Source organism: [Clostridium] citroniae WAL-17108, from assembly GCF_000233455.1.
Lineage (GTDB): Bacteria > Bacillota > Clostridia > Lachnospirales > Lachnospiraceae > Enterocloster > Enterocloster citroniae.
The window spans coordinates 90,349-102,786 of record NZ_JH376434.1 but is presented as its reverse complement, the minus strand read 5'-3'; the positions used below and the strand labels follow the sequence as shown (position 1 = coordinate 102,786).

9 protein-coding genes are annotated in these 12,438 nt (G+C 48.9%); 2 read left to right on the top strand and 7 right to left on the bottom strand.

From position 1 onward, the window contains the following. The coding region (locus tag HMPREF9469_RS29580; RefSeq protein WP_007871316.1) for a transposase at positions 1–271 on the top strand (271 nt) is incomplete at its 5' end. A gap of 335 nt (positions 272–606) precedes the next feature. On the opposite strand, the gene HMPREF9469_RS29575 is transcribed toward HMPREF9469_RS29580, so the two are convergent. Genes HMPREF9469_RS29575 through HMPREF9469_RS29565 form a run of 3 tightly spaced genes read right to left on the bottom strand, consistent with a single transcriptional unit; the run spans position 607 to position 3,484 of the window. After that, positions 607–2,547, bottom strand: coding sequence for a sigma 54-interacting transcriptional regulator (locus HMPREF9469_RS29575; protein WP_007871315.1), 1,941 nt, complete (start codon positions 2,545–2,547; stop codon positions 607–609). Next, positions 2,544–3,158 carry a YesL family protein gene (locus tag HMPREF9469_RS29570; RefSeq protein WP_007871313.1) on the bottom strand — a complete coding sequence of 205 codons (615 nt, stop codon included), beginning with the start codon at positions 3,156–3,158 and terminating at the stop codon, positions 2,544–2,546. The genes HMPREF9469_RS29575 and HMPREF9469_RS29570 overlap by 4 nt, the downstream gene beginning before the upstream one ends. An 11-nt stretch (positions 3,159–3,169) precedes the next feature. Continuing rightward, a complete protein-coding gene (locus HMPREF9469_RS29565; RefSeq protein WP_147329403.1) occupies positions 3,170–3,484 on the bottom strand; it encodes an AEC family transporter in 315 nt (104 codons plus the stop codon). A gap of 527 nt (positions 3,485–4,011) precedes the next feature. Between HMPREF9469_RS29565 and HMPREF9469_RS29560 the strand changes: the two genes are divergently transcribed. Then, on the top strand, positions 4,012–6,495 hold the full coding sequence (locus HMPREF9469_RS29560) for an alpha-L-arabinofuranosidase C-terminal domain-containing protein (protein ID WP_007871308.1): 2,484 nt from the start codon (positions 4,012–4,014) through the stop codon (positions 6,493–6,495). Positions 6,496–6,607: 112 nt separating this feature from the next. Here HMPREF9469_RS29560 and HMPREF9469_RS29555 read toward each other — a convergent pair whose 3' ends face one another. The 4 genes from HMPREF9469_RS29555 to HMPREF9469_RS29540 form a co-directional block, all read right to left on the bottom strand. Then, complete coding sequence (locus HMPREF9469_RS29555) at positions 6,608–7,978, bottom strand: hypothetical protein (protein ID WP_007871304.1); 1,371 nt, start codon at positions 7,976–7,978, stop codon at positions 6,608–6,610. 40 nt (positions 7,979–8,018) lie between these two features. Next, on the bottom strand, positions 8,019–9,176 hold the full coding sequence (locus HMPREF9469_RS29550; RefSeq protein WP_007871301.1) for an amidohydrolase family protein: 1,158 nt from the start codon (positions 9,174–9,176) through the stop codon (positions 8,019–8,021). An 11-nt stretch (positions 9,177–9,187) separates the two neighbouring features. Next, on the bottom strand, positions 9,188–10,144 hold the full coding sequence (locus HMPREF9469_RS29545) for a 2-keto-3-deoxygluconate permease (protein ID WP_007871298.1): 957 nt from the start codon (positions 10,142–10,144) through the stop codon (positions 9,188–9,190). A 212-nt stretch (positions 10,145–10,356) separates the two neighbouring features. After that, positions 10,357–12,267 (bottom strand): sigma 54-interacting transcriptional regulator, encoded by a 1,911-nt coding sequence (locus HMPREF9469_RS29540; RefSeq protein WP_007871295.1) that lies wholly within the window; start codon positions 12,265–12,267, stop codon positions 10,357–10,359. Positions 12,268–12,438 lie beyond the last annotated feature (171 nt).

The following is a 12,438-nucleotide window of genomic DNA, read 5'->3' as shown; positions in this document are numbered from 1 at the left end:
AGACCCCGGTGTGAACGATTCCGGGGATTATTCTCAGAAGAGTGTGCATGTTTCCAAGCATGGCTCACCCGCTTTACGCAAAACACTGTACCAGGTCATGGATGTTCTAATTAAAACCAAACCGGATGATCCCGTTTATCTATTCATGGACAAGAAGCGCGCACAAGGTAAACCTTACTATGTTTACATGACCGCAGGTGCCAATAAATTTTTACGTATTTACTATGGGCGAGTGAAAGAATATCTTGCTTCTCTTCCGGCATCGGAATAACCAACACGTAAAACCTGTTTTTAGACCGGCATATCCTGGCGGTCTTATTTTGATACCCACTTTTCAACCTGTATAAATTTTTCAATGTTCTTTAAAATTTAGCTTGACTTTTTATTTGCAGGCTTATTATCTTGATGCCATAATAATAAGCAAACAATGTGCCAACTCCCGGATATGACCTTACCGTTGAGGCAAAGAACCCCAAAAACCTTGTTTATCCATGCTTTTCCCAAAACCAAAAAACAGGAGAACGTTACGAACCGTTCTCCCATCTCCTGGATGTGTTGCCTTTTTCCGTTGCCCTGAACGTTGCTTCTTGAACACGAACAGATTGGTTATAACAGACCCATTTTCCCCATCTTTCTCCACAGGGTTGTCCGGTTGATGCCTAACCGCCTGGCCACCTCGCTCTTATTATAGCCGCACTCCTTTAAAAGACTTACGACCTCCTCTTTCCGGATTTCCTTGGCATATATCGGATCCGCCGGGGAATCTTGGTACACGGGAGGCATCTGGCCTGGATGCTGGATCGGATACGGCTGCGTATCCGTGTCATTCAGACCCAGGGATTCCTCCACATCCGAGGCATGGACTGTTGCGTCCTGAACAGTAACACTGAGACGTTCCACAATGTTGCGCAGCTCCCGTATATTTCCCCTAAAAGGATAACCGCATAGAAGTTCAACCGCATGTCCGGTAAAATGGTCCGCACATGTCTCAAACTGCTCTTTGTATTTTAGCAGAAAATACTCAGCCAGAAGCCTGATATCCTCCCTCCGTTTCCTGAGAGGCGGTATGGAAAGGTTCAGGACATCCAGCCGGTACAGCAGATCCTCCCTGAAAAGTCCCTCCTGGATCATCTGCTTCAGGTTTTTATTGGTGGCTGCAATGATCCTCACATCAATCTTAACCACCCGTTTTCCTCCCACACGCCGCACTTCCCGCTCCTGCAGGACCCGGAGAAGTTTTCCCTGGAAACTGACAGGCAGCTCCGATACCTCGTCCAAAAACAGGGTGCCGTTGTGCGCCTGTTCAAACAGTCCGGCCTTCCCGCCCTTGACCGCGCCGGTAAACGCCCCCTCCTCATAGCCAAACAGCTCGCTCTCCAGCAGGTTCTCGGGAAAGGACGCACAGTTAATGGCCACAAAGGGGCCGTTTTTCCGCTTGCTGGCATTGTGTATGCTCTGTGCCACCAGCTCCTTACCTGTTCCCGTCTCACCATATACCAGCACATTGGAGGTGACCGATGCAAATTTCCTTGCCCGTTGGATCACATGCTCCATCACAGGACTTTGATGGATGATATCAGAAAACTGGTACTTTGCGTAAAGGCCCATCTCATTCAGCTTTGTGCGGATCTGCGCCTCCCTCTGCTGCAGCCTTCCAATGTCGCGGATAGTGATGATCATGCCTTTGTAATTATCCTCGATCATCACCGGGGTAAAATCCACCGCAATGTTCATATCCCTGGTCCGGTAGATCTCATTGTCCAGATGCTGCTTTTCCCTGCATGCCTTCAGATAATTGCGGGTCATAAAAGAAAACTCCTCCTGGAATCCCTTTCCGGCCACCGGGCGCCTGTTTGGGAATATCCTTCCCACATTGGCGTTGGCTATCCTTATGCGCTCCCTATCATCCACAAATATAAGACCGTCCGTTACATTTTCAGCCAACAGTCTTAAAAGTTCCATCTGGCTGGCCTCATATTCCATATTCTTTAAAAGGCTGGCCGCTGAGTTCAGCGCCCGTGCAATGGCCTCCTCACTGTTTTCTATAATACCGGAGTAGACCTTGAACCCATTTTTAATCACGCACTTATTTGCATGGCTGCCGCTGATCAAAGCGTCACAGCCTTCTTCTATGGCACGTTTTACCATGTCCTCGATCTGGTCCGGATTGTCGATCACGTAGACCACAAAATTAATATTAAAAAGAGAGCTCATGGATTGGATATCCTTCATGTTTGAATAATCCCCGATCAGCCCTATCTTCTGACAATTTGTATTCTTCCTGCACTGGGCAATGGCCTTGACAATATCGCTGCCCGTTATGGGGATCTCCACAATGGCCCCGCTGAACCGTTCCCGTATCACATGGATGGAATAGCCCCTGGCAATTACCAGATCGCAGTCATCTTCCACCTCCACGTCATACATTATTGGAAAATATTGGATGGATGCATTGACAAATATCCCCTGGTAACACGGCTGGTCCATAAGCCACCTCACCACGGGTATCAGCTCCGGATAAGGGACAAAATATGTAATTTTCCTCAATCTTCCTCCCTCCCCCCGTTATCCCCGTACTTGCTGAAGATCCGCTCCAGGATCAGGTTAAAAAACACTCCCACGCAGGACGGCATAATGAGGATCGCTCCCGGTATAATGGATATCAGACACAGGGCTGCTGTCAGTATAAGGGTGAGAAGAATAGTCCATGGAAGACTCAGTACGCAAAGACAGACGCAATCTTTTATGATCTGAACCATTCCCACCCTGTACTTAGAAATATACGGAAACACATAAACGCCTATCATTAGAAAGAGCAGCCTGGCAGCCACAAATAGGGTCTGGAGCATTTTCATAGCCGCCTGCCCCCTTACCAGGTTCATATCCAAATGGATCGCCCCGAATAACACCCCCAGGATTGCTGCCAACATGGTTGACTGCCTGAAGCTGTTCTTAAAACTGCCCCAGAATGACCGGAAGATATACCCCCTGTCAGATATAAGACATTGCCCTGATGTATGATAAAGAGCTGCCGTGGCAGCTCCCATGGTGATCAGGGGTATGGAAAACACAAACCACAGGAAGCTTACAAATATATAATCCATCCATTTGCTGATTCCTCTGAAAATAATATTATCTACATTAAAAAACTGTTTCATATCAGACCTCCCTATATAATGCCCGCTGACCTGATGAGCCATATGCCGGCAGGCATGGTGAGGACAGGCAAAAACATGGCAGCCACAATAACTGCGGCTCCCGGTTCTCCATCCCCGCCCATCTTTTTCGTCACAATATATGCATTCATGGCAGACGGAACTGAAAATAAAACAAAGGCAGTTGCAATTTGCTCGGAACTGAATCCCAGCCACGTCATGGGAATGACAAATGCCAGCGGTGTGATGACCACCTTATACAAGGAGCCGGCCATAATCCATCCCATCTGGCCCACAAAAGACTGGTCTATCATTTTGCATTTTGACAAACAATATCCCACAATCATTACAAGGAATACGGGTATAACAGATTAAAGGCTGAAAATCAGATTATTCATAGCAAATTTTCTCACATCTTTCTGAATTTTATCACAATGGTTCATCTCATGCAATGTCAGAACCTTTTGCCACATTGCAATGACCACTCTCTATATAATATACATCTCTCATACACTTCTCTCTAAGTTCTGCTCATCTCGTTCTATGGTTTATATTCTCGCAAATATCATGCCAATGCAAATCTGAAGGATCCTATCCTTTCCTATCACGTTTTTACCGCCTTTAAGGCACATAAATACGAGAAAGGGTATCCCGGCATGTTCAAACCGTTGCAACGCCCGAACGCAATGAACAGACCATGTAACACTTGGCCATGAAAACAAAAGGGGGTTTTTATGCAAATGCTGCCGGTATCACAGCCTTTTTACGTTTGGCATTGATTTTGCTTTCATTACTTATCATACGTAACAAAAACCTGTTTTCAGGCAGCATACCAACAGTAAGGAGCGTGACCACAATGAGTTCTATCAAGATTTGTACAAAAAAGGCACTGTTTGACACAGCGCCGGACTTTTATGGGCTTTTTTTCGAGGATATCAACCATTCAGGGGACGGGGGGCTTTACCCGGAAATGCTCCGCAACCGGGCATTTGAAGATTCCATCCTTCCCAAACGTTGTGAACCCCTTAAGGGAACCTATGGATTTGTAACACCTGAGGGATGGAGGGACCAGTTTAATAACGGAGAAGGCTTAGAGCGCTGGCTGGAAGGGATTGAAAAAACCCCTGTTCCGGCCTGGTACGCCCACGGTGTCTCCATGGAATTGAATGTTGAGGACAGGTTAAACGCAAACAGGCTGGCAGCCCTGGGCCTGACATTTGAACCAGGAGGTTCTGTAACCAACATCGGTTTTCGGGGCCTGTCTCTGGTTCAGGGGCAATCTTATGATCTTTACCTGTTTGCCAAAGGCAGGGTAAAGCTGTCCGTCAATCTGGAATCCGCAGACTGCCATGTCTATGCCAGGGAATCCCTGGATATAGATGCGCCTGAATACACCCGCTTTGATCTTTCCCTCTGCCCTGACCAGACGGATCCGGATGCCCGTTTCACACTGAGATCCGACAGCGGGGGAACCCTGATGATCGGCTTTATCTCCCTGATGCCGCGGGATACCTACAAGGGACACGGAATGAGAAAAGACCTGATGGAAATGCTTAAGAATACCCATTCCAGATTCCTGCGTTTTCCCGGAGGATGTATTGTGGAAGGCTTTACCAAGGAAACCGCGATCCGCTTCCCCCATATGATCGGCCCTGTATGGGAACGCCCCAGCCACAACCTGATGTGGCATTACCGCACCACCAATGGCCTGGGATACCATGAATACCTGCAGATCTGCGAGGATCTGGACTTAGAACCCATGTACGTGGTCAACTGCGGCCTTACCTGCCAGGGAAGAAAACCAGAGTTCTTTGAGGGGGAGGAGCTGGAACAATGGATCCGGGAAGCCTTTGACGCCATTGACTACGCTATCGCCCCTGCCCGCAGCAGGTGGGGCAGACTGCGCGCCCAGGCAGGCCACCCGGAGCCGTTTAAGCTAACTTACCTGGAAATCGGAAATGAAAATGACAGGGAAGTATACTTTTCCAGGTACGAGAAATTTTATCATGCGATCCACCAGCGTTACCCCCAATTGAAACTGATATCCAACACCCACACGGAAAAGCTGGGACTTCCCACCCAGATCGTGGATGAACACCTGTACAGCACGGCAGACACATTTGTGACCGCTGCCAAAAAATACTGTGATTACCACAGGAACGGACCTGAAATATTCATTGGGGAATATGCGGTCACCAGCGGACTGGATATCGGCAACCTGAAGTCAGCCCTGGCAGAGACCATGTATCTCATGGACGCTGAAAAAAATCAGGACATTGTCCGGCTCACAGCCTACGCGCCCCTGTTCCAGAACGTGGATTATACTGCATGGTATCCCAACCTGATCGCCTTTAACAATCATGCCTGCTACGGAATCCCCTTTTACCACGCCCTGTCCATGCTTTCCAAAAGCCATGGCCAAAGGCTGTTATGTACCCGGTCGGACGTTAAAAACGGTTACCCGGAACCGGAAGGTCTGAATGGTCTCATTGCCTACCAGGAAGGCACGCGGGTACGGAATGTAAAGGTGGACGGGCGCCCTGCTGGTTTCTCCCATGGGATCATTGGCAGCGTGACGCACCATGAGGATGGCTCCCTGGAGCTTACCTCCGATTACACAGACCAGCTGGAGGGTTATCCCAACATGGGGCATATCCCCCCGCATACCGCCTTTGTCACCTTTGGGGAGGAAGAAACATCACACTGCACCTATGATCTGGAGGTGCTGCTATTATCACCGGACCAGGAGATCGATATCGCCGTATGGGCCCACAGCACTCCCATGCTGTTCTCCAGGGATGAGACCGATCCCTTTTATACATCCTGGAACCCTGTTTATACAGACCGGTATGTATGGTCCATCAAACAGGGGCAGGGACGGTTTGCATCCGTCAACCGTTTTAATTACAGCTGCTTCGGTTCAACCATCCCCCTTCCCATACGCTACGGGGAATACAACCATTTCCAGGTAGTCACAAGACATGGGGGATTTGACTGCTACCTCAACGGCCTGCTGGTACAGACAGCTGAGATGGTTCCCTATCCCATGATTGCTGAACTTGCGTCTGAGGATGACACCTATATCTATGTAAAGATCGTAAATTTTGACAAGACCCATGAGGCGGTGGAGATCTGCCTGGACTGCGCCATCCAGGCAATATACGAGGCAGAGCTGTTGACCGGTTGCCCAAAGGATACAAATTCGCTTGAGGAGCCCCTGAAAGTCTCCCCTGTAACCCGCACCTTTGACAATGGGGCGGACACATTTACCTACCAGGCTCCGGCCTATTCATTCTCAGTTCTCAGGCTTAAAAAAGCAATTTTGCGGGAAGTATCATAATTAAAAACAACCCGGCAGTAAGGTACGATCTCCTAAAGGTGATCTCTTAGACCTTACTGCCGGGTTGTTTTAACTCAGCTTATTTTGTTATATATGTTCTATCTTCCCTGTTCTACTTGATTTCCAGACCCTGGGCATACAGCTTATATGTCTCCAAACCTGCCAGATCCACATCCTCAAGGGTGATGGGGTCGCCCTTTTTTACATCCCTGAGCAGGGTTGTTCCGTTTAGCAGGTAAAACGGAGCAAGGTCCTGGCCGGATGTTCTTTCCAAAAGTTCAGGAATCAGGCCATCGATTGCATGGTGATGGCCCTGTACCGTAAGCTGGGTGCCCTTTGGCAGATCCCGCTCAGCAACACCGGCCAGAACAGATACCTGGCGGCACTCAGGATGGGTCCCGATCCCCATAAGGTCTCCCAGGAGAATGGATATGGGAGTCTCAAGGCCCATATAGTGGTATGGATAATAGATGCATACGTATTTGTCGTTTCTGCTCATCACATGACCTTTACTCTTAAGGATCTCCCACATTTTTTCGTTTTCGCACCTGACAATAATGAACTCTCCGCCGCAGAAGCTGGCCTCATCCTTACCCCTCAGGTTGTAGAACACATCCACTACTCCTGTCTTCTTAAGGATTCCTCCATCTTCCTCGGGAATGAAAATGTTGGCCAGTTCGCTGGTCTTGGCCACAGGATAGCTTAAAAACGGAGAGGAGGGCACAAGTCCGGTAATATTGGAAACCAGGTTCATCTCGCAAAGGTCAGCGGAGATAACTCCTGTGTATTTCTCCAGTATGCTGCGGCGCTGATCCAGTGTTTCCACGCCATTATAATACCAGCAGTCCTGCATCTGCGGTATCTTCTCCACAACACCGCTTCCATCCGTGCAGGTAAATTCCCCTGTCTCCCTGTCCCACACAAAATCATATTCGCTGGACTTCCCGGCCGCCACTACCTCCAGGCCCAAAAGCATGGCCCAGGAATAGAGGTCCAGAAGGTTGCGGGGCTGGTCGCCATTGACCAGTGCATACACCGCACCATGTTCTGCAGCCACCTGGTTCAAAAGGGGGCCGCACACACTGTCTGTTTCCTTGGAAACCATATACACATTAACTCCTGCCCGAAGGGCTGCAAGGGCTGCGTCAGAGCTGACCGCCGTATTTCCCGTACACTCCACAAGGGCAGTGATTCCGCATTCCATCACAAGGCGGTAATCACTGACTATAAGGATAGCCTCCTTGGGCGCCTGTTCGATCTCAGGCTTTCCCTCACAGAAAATGATCTGGTCCTCATCATACCCGATTTCCTTTAACACCTCCAGGCACTCCTCTGGATGCCGGGAACAGATAACCCTTAAATCCATATGCTTTACCTTGGGGATCTGGGCAAGCAGCGTGTAGCCATAGCCGCGGGTGGCGCCGATAATGCCTACCTTGGAGGTTTTTCCGGTTGTGTTGTTGATTAAATTTGTATAATCCATACTGATAAGTCTCCTTTACATCCTGAATGTGAGTTTTTTATTATCGAATTACATTTCCACCCTGGATCACATGCTCTACCCTGGAAAGGGCCTTTATATCTTCCAGAGGATTGCCGTCCACAATCACCAGATCCGCAGCTAGTCCTTCCTTGACCGCACCTGTGATCTGGTCCACTCCACAGAGCTTAGCTGCCTGGGTGGTAACGCCTGCAAGCACATTCCTGTTGCTTGCTCCCAACTGTGCAATGTACTGGGCCTCCCTGGCAAGGCCGCCGTGAAGCCCGTCTGTACCGATTCCAAACTTTAATCCGCCTGCAATGGCCTCTGACAGACAACCGCAGATGATTTCTTTTTCTCTCAGGCTTCCCTCCTTGTCATGTGGCGAAAACTTGAACAGCAAATCGTCATTCAGCGCATAACTGGGTGTATACACCACCCACCGGTCCATCTTCTTGACCCGCTCTACCTGTTCCTTTGTTATGTAGTACACATGCTCCAGACAGTCAATTCCCGCCGTAAGGCAGTCATCCAGCCCCTGACCTCCGGAACAATGGCATGCCGTGGTTATATTTACGCTCTTTGCCTCCTCAACCACTGCCCGAAGCTCCTCCGGGGTGATAAAGTGATAGATGAATGGTGTGGCATTGATCACCTTTGTCATAAAGACTTTAAGAAAATCCACCCCTCTGGCAATATTTTCCCTGGATGTCTTTCTAAAGTCTTCCGCACCGCAGTGAGGCATGCCCACGTAACCATGGCCGTGAAGACTTCTCATCCCAATTCCGCTGACTACCAGCCTTGGCCCCTCCAACCTTCCTTCCCTCTGGGCCTGGCGGCAGGTCACATCAATGTAATATTTGTCTCCAAGGCATCTGGCCGTAGTGACTCCGGCATGAAGGTCGTCATGCATGGTTTTTACTGCCCTCAATGTCTGCTCCGCCTCACAGTCGCTCATCTTTACCAGATGATTAGGTATCCTGGCGTCCAGGGCCAGGTGATTGTGGCAGTCGATCATGCCGGGAATAAGAGTCTTATCTCCCACATCCATAGTAACCGCGTCTTCCAGTCCCTCTACGTCCGTAACCTGCTCATAAATTTTTGAGATTTTGCCGTCTTCCACTAATACGGCACCATTTTTTACCTCAGTTAAATCCTGTCCTTTAATGATCGTCCCTGCTTTTATTAATAATCGTTCCATAATCCGGCTCCTTACTTATCACTTGTCTCAGCTTGTTTTTTTTGTGCCTTTTTATAAAAATACCCTGTCAGCAGCGGAGTTAGGATCGCGCTGACAACTACAGATGCCGCAACCTGGGCAGTCGCCACTTCCACAACAGGATTCAGGGATGGATCCGCCATTGCAACAGAGGCCGGCACTGCAACTGCATTTCCGCCAGTGGTTCCAATAGCCATACCCATGGGATCCGGTTTGCGGCGGATCGCACTGTAGATGTAATAGGTCAGGACACCGGTACATACAACGGTCACAAGTCCCAGGACAATACCGCCTGCACCTGCCTTTACGATTGACATAAGGCTCATGTTAGCGCCCAGTACAAATCCATTAAACGGCAGCAGCATAGCAAGTCCGTTTGTCAGAAGCATCTTAAACTCCTCATCTGCATTTCCCAAAAACATACCGATAAAAAGGGGTACAATCACAGCAATGATGGATATCAGCGGAATTTCTGCCAATCCGGTTGCACCAAGGGCGATCATTGTCAAAAACGGTCCATCGTTTAAGGACAGGATCGCGATTGCTCCCACATCCGTGGAATCGCCGAATTCCTTTGCAAGAGCGGTATAGATCGCACCATTAGAGTTGGTAACTGCCGTAATAACTGCCAATGGAGTCAACCCCAGTATTCCGGCTGGCCCAAACACCCTGTTCAGCCCCCAGCCGATCAACACACCGATTATATACTTTAGTGCGGTCAGGACAGCACCCTTGTAAAGGGGCATACCAGCCTGCTTAAAACTGATGGTTGCACCGCTGCACAGGATAAACAGTCCTACCAGTGCCGATGTTCCGTTTTTGAAAAGCCCGGTTGTAAATCCCCCGATTTCCAACACCTGCGGTATAAACGTGTTGATCACACACCCCAGCAACAGCGGTATTACCATCATTCCCCCCGGAAACTTTTTCATTGTTGCACAAATCTTCATACCTCATCTCTCCTTTGTGGTTATTGCATTCTGTCTCACATGCTAACCACATATACAGCAATTAATGTGCCAAATCAGTCAATCAAACATGGGGGCAGGAAAAAACTCCGCTAAAATACATACAAATCTGCGTTTTTTCCTATCCCCAAATCATTGGTCCCAATTTTAAATATTCCCCAATATTTGTTGCAATTGTTTTAAATCGCAACGCATCATTGTTGCAATCCGTATTTCTTCATCTTTCTCCAAAGAGTAGAGCGGTCCATGCCAAGGATCCTGGCCGCCTGCGTCCGGCTTCCCCCGCTTTGCTTCAGAGCCGTGCGCAGCCTCTCCGGTTCATCCAGGGAAAGAGAGTCCGGCAGAGAATGAGCAGGCGCAGGAAGCGGCCCCCCGTCCAGGTCCGGTGGGTACAGGGCATCCTGAAGATTTTGTTTTGTAATACAATCCCCAGTCTTAAACACACAGGTACGTTCAACTATATTCTTAAGTTCCCGTATATTCCCAATAAATGGATAATTGTGAAGGGTTGCAAGGGCCCCAGTCTCCAGCCGGGGAACCGGAAGGCGGTTCTCCCTGCTGTGCACGTTCAACAGATGAAGAAACAGTAGTTCCACATCATTTTCCCGCATCCTAAGAGGCGGCAGGAACAGGCGGAGCACATCCAGACGGTACATCAGATCTCTCCGGAACAGTCCCTGCTCGGAAAGTTTTCCAATACTCTTATTGGTGGCGGAAATAATGCGCACATTAACATCAATCACTTTATTGTCACCGATCCTTCGCACCTGTCTCTCCTGCAGTACTCTTAAAAGCTTACTCTGAATGGATAGGGATATCTCCCCAATCTCGTCCAGAAAAAGAGTTCCCCCATGGGCCAGCTCAAAAAGCCCTATTTTCCCGCCTTTGCTTGTCCCGGTAAAGGCGCCTTCCACATATCCAAACAGTTCGCTTTCCAGCAGATTCTCAGGCAGGGCCGCGCAGTTGATCGCTACAAAGGGTCCATTTTTACGCTGGCTGCTGTTGTGGATGCTTTGGGCAAACAGCTCCTTGCCCGTTCCCGTCTCCCCCACAATGATGACATTGGAATCAGAGTCAGCATACCGTTTGGCGTTCTCTATGGTATTGTGAATAATACTGCTCTGATAAATGATGTCATCAAAGGTATATTTGGCCTGGAAGCCCCGCTCGCTTAACTTGCGCCGGATCTGGCTTTCCAGGTCCTGGATCATAGTAATGTCAGAGAGATTGAAAATAACTCCTGACATTTCATTGTTGGCAATGACCGGCGTACAACTCACAGATACGGTAACCTTGGTTCCGGGAATAGCAAGGATCCGCCCTGTTTCCCCCTGCCCGCTGGCAACAACGGAAAGGAACATCTTATGAAGATAGGGAAGAACCTGCTTTAGGGGCTGGTTCATCAGGCTGATATCCCCATTCATCTGACGCACCACCCGGTTACGCACCTTGATTACGCCCCCGGAATCCACATAAAGTAAACCGTCCTTGGATGAATAGATGATGGTCTTATACATCTGGGAAATGATCCGTTCCTGGCGGATCTGGTCCACTGTATGAAGAGTCTCATCCAATGTCTGCAAAACCGTATCCTCCCCTGTCCGTATTATAACAGACGGGATATTATACTGCCGCGCCAGGATGTTGGCTGAATACCCGCCGATCAGGGCATCGCATCCCGCTGCTTTGGCTTTTTCCAGAGTAGCGGGCAATTCCTCCGGATTGATGGGAGCATAGACTTCCGCGCTTGTCTTAAATAAACGGCAGATATCCTTTACCTCATACATCTGCCCGCTGAATCCGCATACTGCGATCTTTTTTGGATGGTAGGTCTCACAGCATTCGGAAATGGCCCTCACCACATCATATCCTGAGATGGATAATCCTATCGTAGGGATCTGTGTGTATTTAGCAGATGTTTTTAGTGCCGAGTACCCCCTTGCAATGATCGCATCATACTGGTCAGCCGGAACATCCAGCGTATCCTCCACTGTCATCACCCGGATATCCGCATTCAGCCGTTGACTCTCAGGATGATGTGCAACCACGTATTCTACCTTATCTTTTAACTCGGGATACGGGACAATAAATAAAAGACGGATCATAGTTTACCCCCATGTTTTATCATAATAGATGTTGCAAAAATGTTGTGTTGCGAAAATGTTGCATTGTTTTGATTATACAACGCTGCAACATTTACAGTCAAGAGACAGAATGGAGGGATCATTTTCCCCATTCCTGTACCGGCGCGGTTTTTGCCTGGAATGTAAAGACAT